This window comes from Arsenicicoccus bolidensis DSM 15745, from assembly GCF_000426385.1.
Lineage (GTDB): Bacteria > Actinomycetota > Actinomycetes > Actinomycetales > Dermatophilaceae > Arsenicicoccus > Arsenicicoccus bolidensis.
Window position 1 is genome coordinate 81,405 of sequence record NZ_AUFG01000001.1, and the last position, 21,861, is coordinate 103,265.

Annotated in this window: 21 protein-coding genes; 15 read left to right on the plus strand and 6 right to left on the minus strand. The window is 71.4% G+C overall.

The window, feature by feature from the left end:
* Window positions 1–4: 4 nt before the first annotated feature.
* From K313_RS0100355 to K313_RS0100380, 6 genes are read left to right on the plus strand one after another with little or no spacing between them, the layout of a single operon-like run.
* Window positions 5–1,384 (plus strand): cobyrinic acid a,c-diamide synthase CobB, encoded by a 1,380-nt coding sequence (locus K313_RS0100355; protein WP_240483907.1) that lies wholly within the window; start codon window positions 5–7, stop codon window positions 1,382–1,384.
* Complete coding sequence (locus tag K313_RS19480; protein ID WP_051273940.1) at window positions 1,381–2,580, plus strand: aminotransferase class I/II-fold pyridoxal phosphate-dependent enzyme; 1,200 nt, start codon at window positions 1,381–1,383, stop codon at window positions 2,578–2,580. The genes K313_RS0100355 and K313_RS19480 overlap by 4 nt, the downstream gene beginning before the upstream one ends.
* On the plus strand, window positions 2,577–4,352 hold the full coding sequence (cobT, locus tag K313_RS19485; protein ID WP_051273941.1) for a nicotinate-nucleotide--dimethylbenzimidazole phosphoribosyltransferase: 1,776 nt from the start codon (window positions 2,577–2,579) through the stop codon (window positions 4,350–4,352). Before K313_RS19480 ends, cobT begins: the two co-directional genes overlap by 4 nt.
* A complete protein-coding gene (cobA, locus tag K313_RS0100370; RefSeq protein ID WP_029209961.1) occupies window positions 4,349–5,419 on the plus strand; it encodes a uroporphyrinogen-III C-methyltransferase in 1,071 nt (356 codons plus the stop codon). The genes cobT and cobA overlap by 4 nt, the downstream gene beginning before the upstream one ends.
* Window positions 5,420–5,457: 38 nt before the next feature.
* Window positions 5,458–5,679 carry a hypothetical protein gene (locus tag K313_RS0100375; RefSeq protein ID WP_019287012.1) on the plus strand — a complete coding sequence of 74 codons (222 nt, stop codon included), beginning with the start codon at window positions 5,458–5,460 and terminating at the stop codon, window positions 5,677–5,679.
* A 2-nt stretch (window positions 5,680–5,681) separates the two neighbouring features.
* Entirely contained in the window at window positions 5,682–7,076 is a 1,395-nt protein-coding gene (locus tag K313_RS0100380; protein WP_034250868.1) for a serine hydrolase domain-containing protein, read from the plus strand.
* Between the two features lie 84 nt (window positions 7,077–7,160).
* On the opposite strand, the gene K313_RS0100385 is transcribed toward K313_RS0100380, so the two are convergent.
* Window positions 7,161–7,997: a methyltransferase domain-containing protein gene (locus tag K313_RS0100385; RefSeq protein WP_029209963.1), complete on the minus strand. Its 837-nt coding sequence runs from the start codon at window positions 7,995–7,997 to the stop codon at window positions 7,161–7,163.
* On the minus strand, window positions 7,994–8,593 hold the full coding sequence (locus K313_RS0100390) for a DUF3043 domain-containing protein (protein ID WP_029209964.1): 600 nt from the start codon (window positions 8,591–8,593) through the stop codon (window positions 7,994–7,996). Before K313_RS0100390 ends, K313_RS0100385 begins: the two co-directional genes overlap by 4 nt.
* 108 nt (window positions 8,594–8,701) lie before the next feature.
* Here K313_RS0100390 and def point away from each other — a divergent pair, with 108 nt between their 5' ends.
* The 9 genes from def to K313_RS0100435 all read left to right on the plus strand — a co-directional run bounded on the left by def (window position 8,702) and on the right by K313_RS0100435 (window position 17,561).
* Window positions 8,702–9,370 (plus strand): peptide deformylase, encoded by a 669-nt coding sequence (def, locus tag K313_RS0100395; protein WP_029209965.1) that lies wholly within the window; start codon window positions 8,702–8,704, stop codon window positions 9,368–9,370.
* A complete protein-coding gene (locus tag K313_RS0100400; RefSeq protein WP_029209966.1) occupies window positions 9,367–10,566 on the plus strand; it encodes a glycerate kinase in 1,200 nt (399 codons plus the stop codon). Before def ends, K313_RS0100400 begins: the two co-directional genes overlap by 4 nt.
* A gap of 149 nt (window positions 10,567–10,715) precedes the next feature.
* A complete protein-coding gene (locus tag K313_RS0100405) occupies window positions 10,716–11,093 on the plus strand; it encodes a HesB/IscA family protein (protein WP_019287018.1) in 378 nt (125 codons plus the stop codon).
* Between the two features lie 118 nt (window positions 11,094–11,211).
* A complete protein-coding gene (locus K313_RS0100410) occupies window positions 11,212–12,192 on the plus strand; it encodes a carbohydrate kinase family protein (RefSeq protein ID WP_029209967.1) in 981 nt (326 codons plus the stop codon).
* Entirely contained in the window at window positions 12,189–12,887 is a 699-nt protein-coding gene (aat, locus tag K313_RS0100415; RefSeq protein ID WP_029209968.1) for a leucyl/phenylalanyl-tRNA--protein transferase, read from the plus strand. The genes K313_RS0100410 and aat overlap by 4 nt, the downstream gene beginning before the upstream one ends.
* Window positions 12,888–13,048: 161 nt before the next feature.
* Window positions 13,049–13,948, plus strand: coding sequence for an aa3-type cytochrome oxidase subunit II (gene ctaC / locus K313_RS0100420; RefSeq protein ID WP_420804891.1), 900 nt, complete (start codon window positions 13,049–13,051; stop codon window positions 13,946–13,948).
* Window positions 13,948–15,714: an aa3-type cytochrome oxidase subunit I gene (gene ctaD, locus K313_RS0100425; protein WP_029209970.1), complete on the plus strand. Its 1,767-nt coding sequence runs from the start codon at window positions 13,948–13,950 to the stop codon at window positions 15,712–15,714. The genes ctaC and ctaD overlap by 1 nt, the downstream gene beginning before the upstream one ends.
* Complete coding sequence (locus K313_RS0100430; RefSeq protein WP_029209971.1) at window positions 15,714–16,118, plus strand: cytochrome c oxidase subunit 4; 405 nt, start codon at window positions 15,714–15,716, stop codon at window positions 16,116–16,118. Before ctaD ends, K313_RS0100430 begins: the two co-directional genes overlap by 1 nt.
* Before the next feature lie 399 nt (window positions 16,119–16,517).
* Window positions 16,518–17,561, plus strand: a complete 1,044-nt coding sequence (locus tag K313_RS0100435; protein ID WP_051273942.1) for a L,D-transpeptidase — start codon at window positions 16,518–16,520, stop codon at window positions 17,559–17,561.
* Between the two features lie 60 nt (window positions 17,562–17,621).
* Here K313_RS0100435 and K313_RS0100440 read toward each other — a convergent pair whose 3' ends face one another.
* The 4 genes from K313_RS0100440 to qcrC all read right to left on the minus strand — a co-directional run bounded on the left by K313_RS0100440 (window position 17,622) and on the right by qcrC (window position 21,809).
* Window positions 17,622–17,975, minus strand: coding sequence for a metallopeptidase family protein (locus tag K313_RS0100440; protein ID WP_029209973.1), 354 nt, complete (start codon window positions 17,973–17,975; stop codon window positions 17,622–17,624).
* A 208-nt stretch (window positions 17,976–18,183) separates the two neighbouring features.
* Window positions 18,184–19,893 carry a cytochrome bc1 complex cytochrome b subunit gene (gene qcrB, locus K313_RS0100445; RefSeq protein ID WP_029209974.1) on the minus strand — a complete coding sequence of 570 codons (1,710 nt, stop codon included), beginning with the start codon at window positions 19,891–19,893 and terminating at the stop codon, window positions 18,184–18,186.
* On the minus strand, window positions 19,893–20,966 hold the full coding sequence (qcrA, locus tag K313_RS0100450) for a cytochrome bc1 complex Rieske iron-sulfur subunit (RefSeq protein ID WP_029209975.1): 1,074 nt from the start codon (window positions 20,964–20,966) through the stop codon (window positions 19,893–19,895). Before qcrA ends, qcrB begins: the two co-directional genes overlap by 1 nt.
* Before the next feature lie 57 nt (window positions 20,967–21,023).
* Window positions 21,024–21,809, minus strand: coding sequence for a cytochrome bc1 complex diheme cytochrome c subunit (gene qcrC, locus K313_RS0100455; protein WP_029209976.1), 786 nt, complete (start codon window positions 21,807–21,809; stop codon window positions 21,024–21,026).
* Window positions 21,810–21,861: the final 52 nt, after the last annotated feature.

Sequence of the window (21,861 nt, forward strand, 5' to 3'; positions counted from 1 at the left end):
CCGCGTGGTGATCGCCGCCCCCGGGTCGGGCAGCGGCAAGACGATGATCACCACGGGCATGCTGGCTGCCCTGTCCCGCAAGGGGATCCAGGTGTCGCCGCACAAGGTGGGTCCCGACTACATCGACCCGGGCTATCACGCGGCCGCGTGCGGTCGGGTCGGGCGCAACCTCGACCCGCACCTGCAGGGCGTCGACCGCGTGGTGCCGCTGCTGCTGCACGGCGCGACGGTCCCGACCCTGGCGGACGTGGCGGTGGTCGAGGGCGTCATGGGGCTCTTCGACGGCCAGCTGGGCGCACGGGGATTCGCGTCGACGGCCCACATCGCGACGCTCACCGCCTCGCCCGTCGTCCTCGTCGTGGACGGCGCGCACACGTCGCGCTCGGTGGGCGCGACGGTCCTGGGCTACTCACGGTTCGACCCCGCGGTGCGCATCGCCGGCGTCATCCTCAACAACATCGCCTCGCCGCGTCACGAGGCCGAGGCGCGGGACGGCATCGAGGAGACGGGGATCCCGGTCATCGGCTGCGTGCCCCGCGTCCCCGAGGTCGTGGTCCCGTCGCGGCACCTCGGACTGGTCCCCGCCGCCGAACGTTCGCCGGAGGCCGCGGCCGCCGTCGACGCCCTCGCCGACATGGTGAGCGCGCACGTGGACCTCGACGCCTTCCTCGAGATCGCTGGTGCCGCACCGGATCTCGAGGGGGAGCCCTGGTCGCCGTCCGACGCGCTCGGCCCCCTGGCCGCGCCGGCCGGGTCGCGAGGACGCGTCGCGGTCGCCGGTGGACGGGCCTTCACCTTCGGGTATGCCGAGACCACCGAGCTCCTCGCCGCCGCCGGGCTGGCGGTGGAGGTCTTCGACCCGCTCGTGGACGCCGAGCTGCCCTCTGGCGTGTCGGGACTGGTCATCGGGGGCGGCTTCCCCGAGGTCCACGCGCTCGAGCTCGCCGCCAACGTGCCTCTGCTGCGGTCCATCCGGGAGCTGGCCGAGGCAGGAGCGCCGGTGAGCGCCGAGTGCGCCGGACTGCTCTATCTCGGGCAGACCCTCGACGGGCACCGGATGGCCGGCGTCCTGCCGACGCACGCGGAGTTCGGCCACCGTCTCACGCTCGGCTACCGGTCGGCGGTGGCGCTGACCGACTCGGTCCTCGGACCGGCCGGCGCCCGGGTCACGGGCCACGAGTTCCACCGCACGCAGGTCGTGTCCGGCGACACCGACCACGCGCCGGCGTGGGCGTGGGCCGACCGCGACGGCGGCCACCGGGCCGAGGGGGTCGTGCAGGGGAGCGTGCACGCGTCCTACCTGCACGTCCACTGGGCCGGGCAGCCGCACCTGGCCCGCTCCTTCGTGGGCCGGCTCACCGGTGCGCTGGTGGACGCACCATGACGACCCCCGACCAGCCCCCGCACCCCGCAGCTGGCCATCACGGCGACGTCGACGCGCGCGGCGCCCGCCTGGACCTGGCCGTCAACGTGGCCGTGGACCAGCCGCCGGCGTTCCTCGCCGAGGCGATCGCCCGCGAGATCCCGCGCCTGGCCGCCTATCCCGACGCCGCGCCGGCGACCGCGGCCCTGGCGGCCGAGCTCGGGGTGCCCACCGAGTGCGTGCTCCTGACCAACGGGTCCGCCGAGGCCTTCACCCTCGTCGCCCACCTCACGCGATGGCGCGCACCACTCGTCGTCGAGCCGCAGTTCACCGAGCCCGGGCAGGCGCTGCTGCACGCCGGGTCGGCGTTCACCGCCCACCTGCTCGACCGGGCCGACCGCTGGGCGCTCGACCCGGCCGCGATCGAGGCGGGATGCGGCTCCGCAGCGAGCCCGGTGGCGCCCGACCTCGTCGTCGTCGGCAACCCGACCAACCCCACCTCACGGCTGCACCCACGCGCCGAGCTGCTCCGCCTGGTGGATCCCGCCACCACCCCGCCCGATCGCGTCCTGCTCGTGGACGAGGCCTTCCTCGACGTCGCCACGGACCCGACGCAGACGCTGGTGCGGGACGCGGCGTCCGGCACCCACAGGACCAACGCCCCCCTGACCAGCGCCGGCCATTCCAACGCCGACCTGACCAACGCCGGCCTGACCAGCTCCGGCCATACCAGCGGCGACCGGACCAGGCCGATCATCGTGACCGGCAGCCTCACCAAGACCTACGGGCTGGCCGGCCTGAGGGCGGGCTACGTCGTGAGCTCGCCGGACGTCGTCCGTCGGCTGCGCGACCACCAGCCGCACTGGTCGGTGAGCTCGCTCGCCCTCGCCGCCGTGCTCGCCGTCTGCACCCCGCAGGGCCGCGACTTCCGCGACGCGCAGCGAGAGCGCCTGCGCCGCAACGCCGCCCACCTCGCCGACACGCTGCGCGCGCGAGGTCTGCACGTGCCCGTCGATCCCGACGGACCGTTCGTCCTCGCCCAGCACCCCCGCGCCGCCGCCCTGCGAGAAGGACTGCGGGCCAAGGGGATCGCCGTGCGACGAGGCGACACCTTCCGGGGGCTCGACGACACCTGGCTGCGGTTCGCCGCGCGAGACGCCGGCCCCGTGTCCGAGCTGGCGGGCGGCATACGGGCCGTCCTGGAGGAGATCCCATGAGCACCAACGCCTTCGACGACGCGCGACGCAGCGCCGTCTACGACGTCATCCGCGAGCGACGGGACATCCGCTCGACGTTCACCATGGACCCGATCGACGACGCAGCCCTGACGCGGGTGCTCGCCGCCGCGCACATGGCGCCGAGCGTCGGGTTCAGCCAGCCGTGGGACTTCGTGCTGGTTCGCGACGAGGAGCGACGACGGCGCATCCAGCGCCTCGCCCAGCGGCAGCGCGACCGGTTCGCCGCGAGCCTGCCGAGCGAGCGGCAACGGATGTTCGACGGGCTCAAGATCGAGGCCATCTGCCAGACCCCGCTCAACGTCGTCATCACCTGCGACCCCACGCGCGGCGGCCCGCACACCATCGGACGCCACGCCGACCCCCGGATGACGAGCTTCTCCACGGCCACCGCGGCCCAGAACTTCTGGCTCGCCGCCCGCGCCGAGGGTCTCGGCGTGGGCTGGGTGAGCTTCTTCGACCCGCACGAGCTGGCCCGCGAGCTGGGCCTGCCCGAGCACCTGGAGGTCGTGGCCTACCTGTGCGTCGGCCACGTCAGCGCGTTCCCGCCCGCCCCCGAGCTTCAGACGACGGGCTGGGCCCGCCGCCGGCCGCTCGCGTGGGCCGTGCATGATGAGAACTGGTCCACCCGCACCCTTCCCGGAGGAGCTCCCGTGTCCCTGCTCGACGAGACGATCGCCGCCATCACGCCTGCCGACGCCGCGGTCCTCGCGAGGGCGCAGGAGCGCCAGGCGCAGCTGACCAAGCCCCCCGGGGCGATGGGGCTGCTGGAGTCCACCGGCGAACGCGTCGCGGCGGCGTGCGGCACCTGGCCTCCGGCACCGCCGTCCCCCGTGGCCCTGGCGGTCTTCGCCGGCGACCACGGGGTGCAGGCCCACAGCGTCTCGCCCTGGCCGCAGGAGGTCTCCGTGCAGATGGCGGCCAACATCGCGACCGGCGGGGCGGTGTGCAACGCGGCCACCCGCCAGGTCGGTGCCGAGGTCGACGTGATCGACGTGGGCCTGGCCACTGACCTGCCCGCCATGCCCGGCCTGCTCGTGCGCAAGGTCGCCCGCGGCACCGCCGACATGACGCAGGGCCCGGCCATGACCCTGGAGCAGGTCCACGAGGCCATCGAGGTCGGCATCGACGTCGCCCGCGACCTGGTCGCCCAGGGCAACCGCCTGCTCCTGGCGGGCGAGGTCGGCATCGGCAACACGACCCCGGCCGCCGCGCTGATCTCGGTCTTCACCGGGCGCGCGCCCGAGGAGGTCACCGGTCGTGGCGCCGGGCTGGACGAGGCCGGCCGCGCCGCCAAGGTCGCCGTCGTCGAGCGCGCCATCCGCACCAACGGCGCGACCAGCGAGGACCCCGTCGCGGCCCTCGCGGCCGTGGGAGGCCTGGAGCACGCCGCGATCGTCGGCTTCCTGCTCGCCGCCGCGGCGCAGCGCACCCCCGTGATCCTCGACGGCGTCATCGTCTGCTCCGCCGCGCTGGTGGCCCAGGCCCTCGCTCCCGACTGCGTCGACTACCTCGTCGCGGGGCACGCCGGCGTCGAGCCCGGCATCCTGGCCGCGCTGTCGACCCTCGGGCTCGAGGCCCTCGTCGACCTCGACCTGCGGCTCGGGGAGGGCACCGGCGCCGCCCTCGCGGTCCCGCACGTCCAGCTCGCCGTCCGCATGCTCACCGAGGTCGCGACCTTCGAGTCCGCCGGGGTGAGCGGCAAGGACGCCGAGGCCGGACGGGACGTGGCGGACGTCGAGGCCCACGCATGACCGCACCGGGCTGGCGGCTCGCCGGCGTCCCGGTCCTCGTGGCCGGTGGGGGGGCCGGGGCCTTGGCCGAGGTCGTCCAGCTGCGCGAGCGGGGCGCCGACGTCACGGTCGTCGCGCACGAGCTCGTCCCTGCGCTCGAGGACCTGGTCGACCGCGGCCTCGTCGCGCGCGGTGCGGACGTGACCGAGGCCGAGGTCGTGGCCGCCTCGCGCCTGGTCGTCGACGCCCGCACCCCCGCGGAGCGGTCCGAGGGGCCGGACGTGCTGCAGCTCGCCGCCGTGGCGGGCATCCTGGCATACGGCCTGGAGACGGACGGGCAGGCGACCGGGCAGGAGGCCGGGGAGCGCGCCGGCTCGGTGGTCCTCGTGGGCGGCGGCCCCGGCGACCCCGGACTGCTCACCAGACGCGGGTATGACGCCCTCTGGGCAGCCGACGTCGTCGTCACGGACCGCCTCGCGCCGGTGAGCCTGCTCGCCGACCTCCCCGCGCACGTCGAGGTCGTGGACGTGTCAAAGATCCCCCGCGGCCGCTTCACGCCGCAGGAGGAGATCAACCGCGTCCTGGTGGAGCACGCCCTGCGCGGACGACGCGTGGTGCGGTTCAAGGGTGGGGACTCGTTCGTGTTCGGGCGCGGCTACGAGGAGGTCCTGGCCTGCCGCGAGGCCGGCGTGCCGGTCGAGGTGGTCCCCGGCGTCACGTCGGCCGTGTCCGTCCCCGAGCTCGCCGGCATCCCGGTCACCAACCGCGGGACGGTGCAGGGCTTCACCGTCGTCAGCGGGCACGCGGCCCCCGACGACCCGCGCAGCACCGTCGACTGGGACGCCCTCGCGCGCGCCGGCACGACGATCGTCGTCCTCATGGGCGTGGAGACGCTGCCGCGGATCGCCGTGGCGCTCCTGGCCGCCGGCCGTGACGACCGGACGCCCGTCGCCTGCGTCATGGACGGCGGGCTGCCCTCGATGCGCACCGTTCGCACCACCCTGGCAGCCCTCGCCGCCGACGGTGTGCCGGAGGGTCTGGTGCCCCCGGCGGTCACCGTCGTCGGAGACGTCGCCGCACTGTCCTGAGCGCCCACCGTGCCACCGCCCGGACTAGGGTTGGCGCCATGAGCAACGACGCCTACACCTGGTCCTACCTCGACGCCGAGGGCCGCCCGACGACCTCCGAGGCGCTGCCGGCGCTGACCTTTCCCAGCCAGGGCGAGGCCGAGGCGTGGTTCGCCCAGGAGTGGGAGGACGTCAAGGCCGCGGGCGTCGACGCGGTGACGCTGCTGCGCGGCGAGGACGTCGTCTACGGACCCATGTCGCTGCAGGCGATGGGGGAGTGACGGTGGCCGACCCGCTGCCCGCCGACCTGGCCCGCTCCCTGCAGCACCTGGTCGGCACGGCGCAGCACGAGTGGCGCAGCCCCGGCGTGAGCGCCGGGGTGGTGCGGGACGGGCGCCTGGTGTGGTCGACGCACGTGGGCTCGGCCCGGCTGGACGGGGAGCTCGTCCGCGGCGCCGAGGACGGTGATCGGGGCGCCCCCGCGCGCAACGCCGTCGACGACACCCAGTACCTCATCGGGTCGGTCACCAAGACCTTCAGCGCCGTCACCATCATGGCGCTGCGCGACCGGGGCCGGCTGTCGGTCGAGGACACGCTCGACGACCTGCTGCCCGGCACGCCGTTCGGCGACCTGACGCTGCGGTCGCTGCTTGCCCACGCCTCCGGCCTGCAGCGCGAGCCCGCCGGCCACCTGTGGGAGTCCTTCGAGGCCCCCGACGAGGACGGGCTCCTGCGTGACCTGGTCCGCGCCGAGCGCGTCCTGCCCCCGCAGCGGGCCTTCCACTACTCCAACCTCGCCTACGCGCTGCTCGGGCAGGTGATCGCCCGGGTCGAGGAGCGACCCTGGCAGGACGTCGTGCGCGAGGTCGTGCTCGACCCGCTCGGTATGACGCGCACCGGTCTCGTGCCGGACGAGCAGGACCGGGCGCACGGCTACCAGATCCACCCGCACGCGCGCACGGCGACCCTCGAGCCGGTGATCGACCTGCGCTCGACCGCCCCGCTCGGCGGCCTGTGGTCCACCGTCGCCGACCTGGGTCGCTACGCCGCGTTCTGCTCCGACCCGGGGCGGTTCGACGTCCTGGACCCGGAGACGGTCACCGAGATGTGCAGCCCGGTGATCATGGCCGACCCCGACGACTGGACCACGGGCCAAGGGCTGGGCTTCGGACTCTTCCGCCGGGGCGAGCGCGTCTTTGCCGGTCACGGTGGCGCCATGCCCGGCTTCCTGACCGGCCTGCGCTTCCGGCCCCGCGACCGGGTGGGGGCCGTGGTCTTCGCCAACGCGACGTCCGGTCCGGCACCCCTCGGCCTCGCGACCGACCTGCTGTGCGCCCTGCTGGACCACGAGCCCACCACGCCCTGCGTGTGGACGCCGTCGCGGCAGGACGACGAGCGTGGCGAGCTGCTGGGGCGGTGGTGGAGCGAGGGCTCGCCCCTGGACTTCGAGATCCGGGGGGACGCCCTGTGGTCCACGATGCCGGGGTCTCGCGGCGCCCTCGACGACACGCGCTACGAGCAGGTCGACCGCGATCTCTACCGAGCGGTCGAGGGACGCGAGCGCGGCGAACGCCTGGAGCTCGTCCGCGACGCCGACGGACGGATCACCAAGCTCTACTTCGCGACCTACGCCGTCACGCGCGAGCCGCTGGCCTTCGCCGAGCTCCAGAGCAGGTAGCGGGATCGACGAGCGATGCTCGCTGTGGTCCAGCGCCGGTCCTGACCAGGTCCTGACCAGGTCCTGAGCAGGTCCAGCCCAGGTCTAGAGCACCGGCCCGCGGCCCTCGCCGCGACGCCCCACGAGATGCATCAGCGTGCCCATCCGGCGATACGGCTCGGTGCGGCCGAGGCGCTCCTCCACCGCCAGGATCTCGGCGAGCTCGGCCGGGTCCTCGGGAACCGGGGTGTCGACCGCCACGCCATCGGTGAACGTCCGGAGGCCGTACCAGTACTCCAAGGAGCACCGGATCCCGCCGAAGAACGCGCCGAGCCGCTCCAGCGAGTCGGCCCGGCAGTCGACACCGAGCTCGTTGGTGTAGCGCGGGTCGCGCCGGTCCCACCCTGACCGGTCCACCTCGTCCAGCACCGTGCGCGCCTGGGCGAAGTCGCCGCGCAGCACATGTCGCCAGGCCATGGCTCCGGCGTTGCGCGCGACCACGGACACGATGCCGTCCACGTGGACCCGGCGTCCCAGCGCACGGAGGGCGGGGTTGGGGTCATCGACATACATGAGGACGCCGTGGCAGAGCACGGCGTCGAAGGTGCGGCCCTCGAGGGCCGCCATGGTGTCCAGGGTCTCGAGCGAGCCGTCCAGGACAGCCATCCGGCCGCGGACGGCCGCCGGCTCGGCGGCGAGGGCAGCCTCGCAGGCAGCGCGCATCTGGGGGTCGGGCTCCACGGCCACGACCTCGTAGCCCTGGCGGGCGAGGTGGATCGCCTGCGTCCCCTGGCCGGCGCCCACGTCGAGGACGCTCGCCGGGGGCATAGCGAGGTGAACCTCGAGCTGGCGGCGGACGAGCTCCTGGCGCACGACGTTGCGCAGCAGCCCTTGGCGGTCGAGCCAGTGGTCGCGACCGGCGCCGAAGCCCGCCTCGGTCACCGGGGCTTCTCGCCCCGCTTGACCTGCGCACGGGGCACGCGCGTCGGGCGCAGCTGGAAGGCGCGCATCCCGGAGTAGAAACCGGCGCGCGGGGGCCAGATCTCGCCCGGGTGGGTCGCCGCGAACTTCCGCTTCATCGCGTAGTGCACGATGGTCTGCTCGACGATGCCCAGCAGGATGACGCCATAGGTCAGGACCATGACCGCCGTGATGAGGCCGGGGTTCTTGAGCTGCCCCACCAGCAGCGACAGGATCATCGCCACGATCAGCGCGGGCATCGTGAACTCCGCGATGTTCCACCGCGCGTCGATGTAGTCGCGCATGTAGCGGCGCGCCACGCCCCGGTCGCGGGGGAGCAGGGCCCACTCCTCGCCGCGCATCATGGCCTGCTGCTGCTTGGCGCGCTCCTCCCGGGACACGGCGCGGTCGCGCTGCGCGGCGGCCTTGCGGTCCGTCTCGATCAGCGGTCGCCGCCGGGCGGCCTCGGCCTCGCGCCGCTTGGGCGTGGGGCGGTTCTTGGCCCCGGGGCGGTCCGTGTGGGCCTGCTCCTCGAGCTGCTCGAGGGTCGCGGCCTCGGTCTTCTTGCGTCCTAGCACGAGGGTCAGCCTATCGGCCCACGAGGCCCCTGGCCGCACGGCTCACGGACGCCCCCTCGCCCGACGGTAGGCTCGACCTGCCGATCGCCCTGCCGAAGGAGTCCTCGCATGTCCGTCCGTCCCGTCGTCATCTACGGCGAGCCCGTGCTGCACCGTCGCGCGGAGGCGGTGACCGAGTTCGACGACGCCCTCCGGGAGCTCGTCGAGGACATGTACGCCACGATGGACGCCGCCAACGGCGTGGGCCTCGCGGCCCCCCAGATCGGTGTGGGGCTGCGGATCTTCACCTACGAGATGGCCAACGACGACGGTGTGCCGCACCGCGGGGTGGTGGTCAACCCCGTGGTCACGACCTCCGGCAAGCCGTCCGAGGACCCGGACCCGCACGAGGACGCCGAGGGCTGCCTCTCGGTCCCCGGCGAGTCCTTCCCCCTCGTCCGGCCGCTGCGCGCGCACGTCATCGGGCAGGACGTCGACGGCAACCGGCTCGAGTGGGACGCGACCGGCTGGTTCGCCCGGTGCATGCAGCACGAGTACGACCACCTCAACGGGACGTTGTACGTCGACCGGCTGGAGGGGCGCTGGGCCCGCAAGGGCAAGCGGATGCTCAAGGCGAACGGCTGGAACGTCCCCGGACTGACCTGGATGCCGGGCGTCGACGCGGATCCCTTCGGTCATGACGACGTGGACGCCGACGGCGACGTCGAGATCGTGGAGGGGGCCCGGGGGTCTGACCAGGTCACGGTCCCGGAGGGCGGGGAGACCGAGCGCCGGTGAGGATCCTCGTCGCCCCGACCGCCTACCGCGGCACCCTGACGGCCGCACTGGCCGCGGACGCGATCGCGCAGGGCTGGCGTCGTGCCGCGCCGCACGACCAGGTCCAGACCCTGCCGCTGTCGGACGGCGGCGAGGGCTTCGTCGACGTACTGAGCAGCCTGCCCGGGGCCAGGACGCTCGCCACCACGGTGCGGGGCCCGCTGGGTGGGGAGGTGCCGGGGGTCGTGCTGCTGCTCGACGGCCCGAGAGGGACGGTCGCGTATGTCGAGGCCGCCCAGGCCTGCGGCCCCGCCCTCCTGCCGGCCGAGAGCCGTGACCCCTGGCGCACCTCGTCCCACGGTGTGGGGCAGCTCGTGCGCGAAGCCATCGCGGCCGGCGCGACCTCGGTGGTGATCGGTGTCCGGGACCTGCTGTGCAACGACGGTGGCTATGGCCTGTGGTGCGCCCTCGCCGGTCGACCGTCTCCCGACGATGGTCTACCAGCTGAACCTCAGCACGAGGTCGAGGGTTTGGACTGGCTCGGCGACCTCCGTCGATCTCTGATCGAGGCCAAGGTCGAGCTCGTCGTGGCCACGCCGGACGAGCTGCCCCTGCTCGGGCTCCAGGGCACCTCGGCCCAGCAGGGACCGTCTCGAGGGGCGACCCCTGAGCAGGCCCAGGCGCTCGAGCGGAGGCTCGGAGCTCTCGTCGACGCCGTCGGACGTGTCGTCCCGGGCCCGACCGACCTGCTCACCGGCCGACGTCATCGTGTGGACAAGCTGGCGGGTGCAGGTGCGGGCGGGGGGATCGGCTATGCCGTGCTCGTCCTCGGCGGGACGGTGCAGCCGGTGGGCGAGGTCCTCGCCGCCGCGCTCGACCTCGACGATGCCGTGGCCGCCTGCGACCTGGTGGTGACGGGGGAGGGCCGGCTGGACTGGGCGAGCCTGCGCGGCCGGGTGCCCGCCGTGCTGGGCGAGACGGCGCTGCGCCACGCGCGGCCGGTGGTCGTCATACCGGGTCAGAGCCTGGTCGGGCGCCGGGAGTGCGCGGCGATCGGCGTGACGGGCATCTATCCCGTCGCCGACTCGATCACCGCCGTCCCCCGGGCGATGGCGGATCCCGCGGGCAGCCTCACCGCACGCGCCGAGCGGGTGGCCCGCACCTGGTCGCCCGCCCCGCCGAGCGCATCGGCCCCCGGCACCACGCCGCCCGGCTGACGCCCGGCCGACACCCGGCAGTCCTCCGCCGTCGCGCCCCCGCATCTCGTCCGCGCGCCATTTCCGGGAACACGGAGCCGTGTGCGAAGGTTGTTGTTCGTATCCCGCCGACCTGTGCGGGGGATCCCGAACCATGGAGGAGACTGCTCATGAGTCTTCAGGACGACACCCAGACGCGCGCTGACTCGGTCGACGCTGCCACGCACGGGGTGCAGCTGACCGACGTCGCCGCCGTCAAGGTCAAGAGCCTGCTCGAGCAGGAGGGCCGCGACGACCTCCGGCTGCGCGTCGGCGTGCAGCCCGGTGGCTGCTCCGGCCTCATCTACCAGCTCTACTTCGACGAGCGCACCCTCGACGGTGACCTCGTCCGCGACTTCGACGGTGTCGGCGTCGTGGTGGACCGGATGAGCGCCCCCTACCTGGACGGCGCGTCGATCGACTTCGCCGACACGATCGAGAAGCAGGGGTTCACCATCGACAACCCCAACGCGGGCAGCAGCTGCGCCTGCGGCGACTCCTTCAGCTGAGCCGCGATCCGCAGCACCACCAGCGGCACAGCACCACCAGCACGTCGAGCGCCCGAGAGGGGCGGCACCGCGATCTCGCGGGGCCGCCCCTCTCGCGTTGCTCCGGTAGGGTCGGCGCGTGCAGATCCTCGTCACCGGGTCCATCGCGACCGACCACCTCATGACCTTCGAAGGCCGCTTCGCCGACTCCCTGCTCGTGGAGCAGCTGGACAAGATCTCGGTCTCCTTCCTGGCCGACAGCCTCGACATCCGGCGCGGAGGTGTGGGTGCCAACATCTCCTTCGGCCTCGCCGCCCTGGGGCAGCGCCCGGTCCTCGTCGACGCGGTGGGCAAGGACTTCGCCGACTACCAGACCTGGCTGGTGGACCACGGGGTCGACTGCGACCACGTCCACCGCTCGCAGGACCAGCACACGGCGCGCTTCGTGTGCACGACCGACCGCGACCTGGCCCAGATGGCGACGTTCTACGCCGGAGCGATGAACGAGGGAAACCGCATCGACCTGGCCCAGGTCGTCCGCGAGCTCGGGCAGGTCGACCTGGTGGTCATCGCCCCCAGCGACCCCGCGCGGATGACCCGGCACACACAGCAGTGCCGCGAGCTCGGCGTCCCCTTCGCCGCCGACCCGTCCCAGCAGCTGGCCTTCATGGACGGCCCCGCCATCCGGGGGCTGATCGACGGGGCGGACTACCTGTTCACCAACGAGTACGAGCTGCACCTGGCCGCGCAGAAGACCGGGTGGACGGTCGACGAGATCACCGACCGGGTGCGTGTCCGCGTGACGACGCGCGGCAAGGACGGCGCCGAGATCATCGCCCGTGGCCAGGAGCCCGTGCGGGTGGCGGCGGCGCTCACCGAGACGGTCGTCGACCCCACCGGCGTCGGCGACGCCTTCCGGGCGGGCTTCCTCGCAGGCGTCGCGGCCGGCCTGGGGCACGAGCGGTCGGCCCAGCTGGGCTCCATGCTCGCCACGCACGTCCTCGAGACCACCGGCACCCAGGAGTACCACCTCGACCACGAGGGCTTCTACGCCCGGCTGGCGGACGTCTACGGCCAGGATGCCGCGGACGAGCTGGCCGCTGCGGTCACGCTGAGGTGACCCCGCCGGTCGAGCCGCCGCCGAGCCCCTGGCACCTCACGCTGGACGGCGCCGAGCCGGGGGAGGACGTCGTGGGCGTCGGCGCCGACCTGAGCCCCGGGACGCTCCTTGCTGCCTACCGCACCGGCATCTTTCCCATGGGTCTGGGGGAGGGCGGGCGAGGGCCGCTCGGCTGGTGGTCCCCGGACCCGCGCGGCGTCCTCGAGCTGGGTGACCTGCGGGTCAGCCGCTCCCTGCGCCGTTCCTGCCGGCGCCTCGAGGTGCGCGTCAACACCGCCTTCGACGAGGTCGTCGCCGGCTGCGCCGATCCCTCCCGCTCGGGGAGGTGGATCACGCCGGCCGTGGCCCGCGCCTACTCCGAGCTGCACGGGCTCGGCTGGGCGCACAGCGTCGAGGCGTGGGACGGGGGCGACCTCGTCGGCGGGTTGTACGGCATCGCGGTCGGGGGCCTGTTCGCGGGGGAGTCGATGTTCCACCGGACGAGGGACGCGTCCAAGGTCGCTCTCGTCGGACTCGTGGACCTGCTGGTCGCCGACCTGGACGACGTCCGCGCGTCCGGCGGGGACCGCCTGGTCGACGTGCAGTGGAGCACCGCCCACCTCGCCGGGCTGGGGATCACGGAGGTCCCGCGGGCGGCCTACCTGGCTCGCCTGCCCCGGCTCCTGCGGAGCCCCCTGCCGGCCGTATGGCGCTGAGCCACCCCGAGATCCGGGGTCGGAGCAGGTGCGGCGCGACTCACATCACGAGTTGCCGAGCAACGGGTCCACGCGGCGTGTGCGGGGAGGCGATCTAGGCCACTCACAGGGTAGGGTTCGAGTTGTCTGTCCCCTGTATGAGTGCTTCACCATGTCGGAAGGTGCGTCTGTTGCGCAGGCACAATGACTCATCGCGAGCAACCAAGCGCTCCCGTCTCCTGACGGGCGGCCTGGGTCTCGCGGTCCTGACCACGTTGTTGAGCGGCTGCAGCGAGGCCGCGCAGCGCGGTTTCCTGCCTCGCGGAGCCACCGTCTCCACCGAGCGCATCGAGAGCCTGTGGGTCTGGACCTGGATCACCGCCCTGGCCGTCGGCTGCGTGGTGTGGGGGCTGACCATCTACTGCATGGTCGCCTTCAAGCGCAAGAAGACCGACACGGGCTACCCGGCCCAGCTGCGCTACAACGTGCCCGTGGAGATCTTCTACACCGTCGTGCCGATCCTCATGGTGGGCGTTCTGTTCTTCTACACCGCTCGGGACGAGGCGGCCCTCTTGGACACCAGCAAGAAGCCCGACGTCACGGTCAACGTCGTGGGCAAGCAGTGGAGCTGGGACTTCAACTACGTCGAGGCCAACACCTACGAGGCCGGCAAGCAGGCCAAGCTCGACGGCAAGCCCGGCGCCGAGGCCGCGCTCCCCACCCTGGTCCTGCCCGTCGACAAGCGGGTCGAGTTCGTCCTCACCAGCCGCGACGTCATCCACTCGTTCTGGGTGCCGGCCTTCCAGCAGAAGCTCGACATGATCCCCGGGCGGGTCAACAAGTTCCAGGTCGTCCCCAACCGGATCGGTGACTACAAGGGCAAGTGCGCCGAGCTCTGCGGCACCTACCACTCGGAGATGCTGTTCAACGTCAAGGTCGTCTCCCAGGCGGACTACGACAAGCACATCGCCAACCTCAAGGCTTCGGGGCGCACCGGCCAGCTGCCCAACGGTCTCAACCGCGAGAAGCTCGAGCCGGCCGAGCAGGCCAAGATCCCGACGACGCAGGGGAGCAGCAACTGATGGCTACCGCAACCACGACCCGTGAGCCGCAGACGCCCCGGCAGATCCGTGACGAGCGACGCAAAAAGTCGATCGGCACGCAGATCGCCAACGTGCTGACCACCACCGATCACAAGCTGATCGGCAACATGTACTTCGTGACGTCCGTCGCGTTCTTCATGATCGGCGGGCTGCTCGCCCTGCTGATCCGCCTCGAGCTGTTCGGCCCCGGGCTGCAGATCGTGGACAACAAGGAGCAGTTCAACCAGCTCTTCACCATGCACGGCACGATCATGCTGCTGCTGTTCGCGACCCCGCTGTTCGCCGGCTTCGCCAACGCGCTGGTCCCGCTGCAGATCGGGGCCCCGGACGTCGCCTTCCCGCGGCTCAACGCCCTGGCCTACTGGATGTACCTCTTCGGCGGGCTCGTCGCGGCGTTCGGCTTCCTGACCCCCAACGGTGCCGCCTCCTTCGGCTGGTTCGCCTACGCGCCGCTGTCGGACGCGAGCTACAGCCCCGGCCTCGGCGGCGACCTGTGGGTCTTCGGCCTGGCGCTCGGTGGCTTCGGCACGATCCTGGGTGCCGTCAACTTCATCACCACGATCCTGTGCATGCGCGCGCCGGGCATGACGATGTTCCGCATGTCGGTGTTCACGTGGACGATCCTCGTGACCTCGCTGCTGGTCATCATGGTCTTCCCGGTCCTGGCCGCCGCGCTGTTCGCGCTCGGCGCGGACCGCAAGTTCGGCTCGTTCATCTTCTCGCCGGACAACGGCGGCCCCGTGCTGTGGCAGCACCTCTTCTGGTTCTTCGGCCACCCCGAGGTCTACATCATCGCCCTGCCGTTCTTCGGCATCATCAGCGAGGTCATCCCGGTCTTCTCGCGCAAGCCGATCTTCGGCTACAAGACCCTGATCTTCGCGACCGTGGCCATCGCCGCGCTCTCGATGTCGGTGTGGGCCCACCACATGTACGTCACCGGCCAGGTCCTGCTGCCCTTCTTCTCGGTGATGACGATGCTCATCGCCGTCCCGACCGGGGTGAAGTTCTTCAACTGGATCGGCACGATGTGGGGCGGCTCGCTCACCTTCGAGACGCCCATGATCTGGGCGATCGGCTTCATCGTCACCTTCTGCTTCGGCGGCCTGACCGGCGTCATCCTCGCCAGCCCGGCCATGGACTTCCACCTCTCGGACTCCTACTTCGTCGTGGCGCACTTCCACTACACGGTGTTCGGCACGGTCGTCTTCGCGATGTTCGCCGGCTTCTACTTCTGGTGGCCCAAGTTCACCGGCAAGATGCTCGACGAGCGCCTCGGCAAGATCCACTTCTGGATGCTCTTCATCGGCTTCCACGGCACCTTCCTCATCCAGCACTGGCTGGGTGTCGAGGGCATGCCGCGCCGCTACGCGGACTACCTGCCCGAGGACGGCTTCACCTTCTTCAACCAGGTCTCGACGGTCTTCGCCGTCATCCTGAGCCTGTCGATGCTGCCCTTCCTCTACAACGTCTGGCACACCGCGCGCACCGCGCCCAAGGTCCTGGTCGACGACCCGTGGGGCTACGGCGCCTCGCTGGAGTGGGCCACGTCCTGCCCGCCGCCGCGGCACAACTTCGACAGCATCCCGCGGATCCGCTCCGAGCGTCCCGCGTGGGACCTGCACCACCCGGACTCCGAGGGTGCCCACCCGCAGGCCGACCCGGCCACCATGCAGCGTCTCGGCGCGGACTCCGGCCGACGTGATGGTTCGACCTCCACCGCCGCGCACCGAGAGGACCGCCACTGATGCGCACCGCCGTCAAGCTCTTCACCATCCTGGGCGTCTTCTTCCTGCCGGTGGGCATCATCTACGGCTTCGTGACCAGCTGGTCGGAGCCGGTGGGGGTCGTGGCGCTGCTGCTGCTCGTGCCCGAGATGTGGATGTCGGCCTTCTACATCCACGCCACGGCCAAGCGCCTGCCTGCGGTCGGTCCCGAGGACAACCCGCGCGGGGAGATCGCCGACGCCGAGGGTGACTACGGCTTCTTCGCGCCCAAGTCCTGGTGGCCGATCATGCTGGCCGGTGCGGCTGCCCTGATGTTCATGGGCATCGCCGTCGGTTGGTGGTTCTTCCTGCTGGCCGCGGGCCTTGGGATCATCGGCCTCATCGGCTGGGTGTTCGAGTTCTTCCACGGGGAGCACGCGGTCTGACCACGTGCAACCTGCCGGGCCCCGGGGACGTCATGTCCTCGGGGCCCGTGCGCGCGCTCGATGTGTCTGGTCGAGCGGTCGCACAGCAGCGGTGTCCCGGTCACGATCCGGCCACCGTGTGACCGTTGGTCACTCTCGGTCACATTTGTTCGACTAGCCTGGACCGGGATCCAGGACGTTCACTCAGGGGGAGATCCACGCATGTTCCGGACGACGCGCGCCAACGCGACGACAGCTCTCGCAGTCACCACGGCTATGACGGCACTGACGGCCCTGGCGGGCTGTTCCGGGGGCCAGACCGCATCGGGGGGTCCCGCGGCACGGTCCGCGACCCCGAGCGCCTCACAGACCCCTGCAGCGTCCTCCACGACCGCGCGGCCCAGCTCTGCGCCTGCCACGGTGACGGTGACGCCGGCCGACCGGGCACGCGGCATCGAGCCTGGGTCCCCCGTCAAGGTCGCCGCCTCGGGTGGCACCGTCACCGATGTCGTCGTGACCGACGACAAGGGAGCCAAGGTTCCCGGCACGGTCAAGGACGGGGTGTGGACGCCTGCCGGCCGTCTCGGCCTGGACTCGGCCTACTCCGTACGCTCGGTCGTCACCCTCGCCGACGGGCGGTCGCAGACCGCGACGTCGTCCTTCCGGACGCTCAAGCCCGAGACGACCGCGAAGTACACGCTGCTGCCCTCCGACGACACGGTCGGCGTCGGCATGCCGGCCATCGTGCAGTTCGCCTCGTCGGTCAAGACGCCCCAGCAGCGAGCCGAGGTGGAGCGCAGCATGAAGGTCACCACCGAGCCGGCCGTCGAGGGATCCTGGGGATGGCTCGACGACCGACAGCTGATGTGGCGGCCCAAGGACTACTGGATTCCGGGGACCAAGGTCACCATGGACGCCCGGCTCGCCGGGCTGCAGACGGGTGAGGGCAAGTATGTCGGGAGGAACGACACCAAGACCTTCACGATCGGCCGCTCGCAGGTGAGCACGGTCGACATGAAGACGCATCATATGACGGTCGTGCGGGACGGGCAGCAGGTCAAGAACATCCCCGTCACCACCGGCAAGCCCGGCTTCATCACCCGGTCGGGGACCAAGGTCATCATGGAGAAGGTCGGCGCGATGACGATGGACTCCGCCACCGTCGGCATCCCCAAGGGCAACCCGGAGTACTACAAGCTCGACACGAAGTGGAACATGCGGATCACGTGGACGGGGGAGTTCCTCCACGCGGCCCCCTGGTCGCAGTGGGCCCAGGGCAGGCGCAACGTCTCGCACGGCTGCACCAACATGGGTCTGGACGACGCGCGTTGGATGTTCGAGAGCTCCATGGTGGGCGACGTCGTGCAGTTCACCGGCTCGGACCGCCCGTTCAAGCCCACCGAGGGCATCGGGGTCTGGCAGTACTCCTGGCCGCAGTGGCAGCAGCAGAGCGCCCTGCGCTGAACCGAGGTGCCGGGTGGGCTCCCGGCATACGGCCTGGATGTCCTCGGCCGACGCCCCCTGTCAGCCCCAGCCCATCGCGTGGAGACGCTCGTCGTCGATGCCGAAGTGATGGGCGATCTCGTGCACGACCGTCACGGTGACCTCGTCCCGCAGATCCTCGAGGTCCTCGCACAGGCGGGAAAGCGGCCCGCGGTAGAGGTAGATCCGGTCCGGCAGCATGCCCCCGAGACCCCAGCCACGCTCCGTCAGCGGCGTGCCCTCGTAGAGGCCCAGCAGGTCGCCGAGGTCCTCCGGGGGCTCGTCCTCGACCAGGAAGACGACGTTGTCGAGCAGGGCCATCAGCTCCTGCGGCACGTCGTCGAGCGCATCCCCGACAGCCGCGTCGAAGGTCGCGTCGTCCACGGTCACGGGCATGGCACCAGCCTCCCACGTCCGCCTGACGGCTGGTGCCTCCCGGCCCGAGCAGGCATGGTCCGTCCGCAGGCGCCCGGCAGCGAGCGGTCTGCCCTGCAGGCTCAGCGGACCCAACGGGCTCAGCGGACCCAGACGACGAGATGGGCGTCCTCCCGGGGGAGAACGCCCATCTAACGGATTCGTCGGTGTCGGTACGACGGCTCCGGCGTCAGTGCCGCTCGACCTCGGCGGTGCGCTGACCCTCGATCGCCTCATGGCCGTGCCCGTCGTGGTGCGCGGCGGCGACGTCGCGCGGGGTGACAGGCTGGATGTCGTCCTCGAAGAAGAAGCGCGACAGGCGTGCGCGACGCTTGTCCGAGGTCGTTCCCGGCCGCGGGATGCCGTGAGCATCGGTGGCGTCGCCGAGCTCGAGGGGACGGTGCGCCTCGTGCTGGACAAGGTTCCACCGGGTGTACTCGTCGATGTCCTCGTGCTTCTCCGTGAACCTGCCGTCTGCGTCCCGGATGATCCGACCGGTCTCGCGTCCGTGGAGCACCAGGTCGCGGTCGCGGCGCTGCAGCGAGATGCAGACGCGCTTGGTGACCCAGAACACGATGAAGGGCAGGAAGATGAAGCTGGCCTGCAGGAAGCGCGTGATGTCGTTGATCGACAGATGCAGGTGGGTAGCGATCAGGTCGTTGCCCGCGGCCGCCCACAGGACGGTGTAGGCCGTGATGGCGGCCATGCCGATCGCCGTGCGGGTCGGGGCGTTGCGGGGACGCTGCAGCAGGTGGTGCTCTCGGTTGTCGCCGGTGATCCAGCGCTCGAAGAACGGGTAGGCACCGAGCAGGACGTAGACGAGGGGCAGCAGCAGCAGCGAGCCGATGAGCACGCCGTAGGTCAGCGTGTAGCCGCCGATCGTGACCTCGGTCCAGCCGGGCATGAGCCGCAGGGCTCCGTCGGCGAAGCCCATGTACCAGTCAGGCTGCGAGCCCGCGGTCACCTGGGTCGGGTCGTAGGGACCGTAGTTCCAGATCGCGTTGATCGAGAACAGGCTCGAGATGAGGGCGGTGATGCCGAAGACGATGAAGAAGAACCCGCCCGCCTTGGCGGTGTAGACCGGCATCAGCGGGTAGCCCACGACGTTGTCGTTGGTGCGGCCCGGCCCGGGGTACTGCGTGTGCTTGTGGACCATCACCAGGATCAGGTGCGCGGCCAGCAGACCGACGAGGATCGCCGGGAGCAGGAGCACGTGGGCGGCGAAGAGCCGGGGGATGATCGCCTCGCCGGGGAAGGTGCCGCCGAAGAGGAAGTAGACGAAGTAGGAGCCGATGACCGGGATGGTCAGCATGAAGCCCTGCGCGGCGCGCAGACCCGTGCCCGACAGCAGGTCGTCGGGGAGGGAGTAGCCGGCGAAGCCCTCGACCAGCGCGAGCATGGCCATGAGCGCGCCGATGACCCAGTTGATCTCACGCGGCTTGCGGAAGGCGCCGGTGAAGAACACCCGGAACATGTGGACGACCAGCGCGACCACGAAGATCAGGGCCGCCCAGTGGTGGATCTGACGGATGAGCAGACCGCCGCGGACGTCGAACGAGATGTCCAGCGTCGAGCGGTAGGCCTCGGACATGTGGATGCCCTTGAGCGGGACGTAGGACCCGTTGTACTCCACGTGGCCGGCGCTCGGGACGAACCACATGGTCAGGAAGACTCCGGTGATCAGGCAGATGATCATGGAGTACATCGCGACCTCGCCGAGCATGAACGACCAGTGGTCCGGGAAGACCTTGCTCATCATGTAGCGGACGCCCTTGGCGGCGCCGGTGCGGTCGTCGACCCAGCCACCGACACCGGCCAGGCCACCGGGCTTGCGCGCCGTGCGGACCTCGCGGATGTCGTCGGTCCTCAGGTCGTTGGTCGATCGAGTGCTGCTGCTCATCAGCCACGCTCCCAGAAGCTCGGGCCCACTGCCTCGGCGAATCCAGAGTCGGCGACGAGGTAGCCCTCGTCGTCCACCGTGATCTTGAGCTGCGGCAGCGGGCGGTGCGCCGGGCCGAAGATCACCTTGCAGTCCTGCGTGACGTCGAAGGTCGACTGGTGGCAGGGGCAGAGCAGGTGGTGGGTCTGCTGCTCGTAGAGGCCCACCGGGCACCCCACGTGGGTGCAGATCTTGGAGTACGCCACGATGCCCTGGTAGCCCCAGTCACGTTCCTTCTTGACCAAGATGTCGTCGGGGTCGAGACGCATGAGCAGGACCGCGGCCTTGCCCTTCTCGTTGAGCGGGTGCTCGGACTTCTCGATGCCCTCGGGGAGCACGTGGTAGACCGAGCCGATCGTGACCTCGTCCGCCCGGATGGGGAGGTTCTGGGGGTCGCGCATCAGGCGCGGCCGACGGCCCTTGGGCCAGTGCTTCTGGTCCCAGAAGGTCGTGGACAGGTCGTTGCCCGGGACGGGGCCGAGGCCACCGAGCACGGGGAGGACCAGGGGGATGGCGAACAGGCCGAGCGCACCGCCCAGCGTCGCCTTGATCAGCGGACGACGGTTGAGCTGAGCGGCCTCCCCACCCTCGGTGAGGGCCTGCGCGAAGCCCGCCCGCTCCTCGGGGGAGCTGCGGAGCTCGTGACGCTCCTCGACGACCTCGTGGTCGGGCATGAGCGTCTTGGCCCAGTGCACGGCGCCCGCGCCGATGAAGAAGAGGCTGATGGCGAGGGTCAGACCGAGCGCCAGGTGGAGCGCGAGCACGTTGCCCAGGAACGGGATGCCGACGTAGCTGTGCTGCGGGATCACGAAGTACAGCACGATGAAGGCCAGCGTGCCGAGGATCGACAGCAGGAACATCGTCGCGACCTGGCGCTCGGCGCGCCGGGCGGCAGCAGGGTCCCGGTCCGCCAGCCGCTCGACGTGCGGGGGGAGTCCGGGGTTCTGGAAACGGTCGGGGATCCCGCCCTGGCCGACGACGTCGCCCTGGTCGAGACGCACGGCATCCTTGCCGAAGTCGTTGGAGTCAGTCATGCGATGCGATGCCCCATCAGGAACGGAGTGGTTGGACTGGTCGCTGGTGCTCATCGCTCAGGCCGCCTTCTTGCCGAGCCACACCGCGGCGAGGATCATCAGGCCGATGCCGAGGGTCCAGGCGAGCAGCCCCTCGGGGACCGGGCCGAGGTTGCCCAGGGCGGCGCCGCCAGGGTTCTTGTCCTCGTCCATGGCCTTGAGGAAGGTGATGACGTCGCGCTTGGCCTCGGGGCTGAGGTTCGCGTCGTTGAACACCGGCATCGACTGCGGGCCGGTCTGCATCGCCTCGTAGATGTGCTTGCCCTCGACGCCGCGCAGGGTGGGCGCCCACTTGCCGCGCGTCAGGGCACCGCCGGAGCCCACGGCGTTGTGGCACATGGCGCAGTTGACGCGGTAGATCTCGCCGCCCTCGGCCGCGTTGCCGCCGCCCTCGGTGAACTCCTCAGAGGGGATCGCGGGTCCGGCGCCGAGCGAGGCCACGTAGGCGCTCATCTGGCGGATCTGCTCCTCGGAGAACTTCGGCGTGTTGCGGGGGGCCTGGACCGCGGGGGCCGCCATCGGCATACGACCGGTGCCGACCTGGAAGTCGACCGCCGCCGCTCCCACGCCCGCGAGCGTCGGCGCGTCGGGTCCACCCTCGGCGTTGAGGCCGTGGCAGCTGGCGCAGTTGGCGAGGAAGAGCTTCTTGCCCTCCTCGACATCCTGGGCGGTGGAGGCGCTGGCCGTGGCCGTGGCGTCCTGCGGCTTGGCGACGGCGTAGGCCGTCCCCACCACGAGGAGCATGGCCAGGAGGAGCACGAACAGTGTGGCGGGGTGCCTGCGCCGGGCGGCCAACGCGTTCACGAAAGGGTCCTGTCGTCGACGGTCAAGGGGCGGGTGCTGCTGGGTGTGTCGG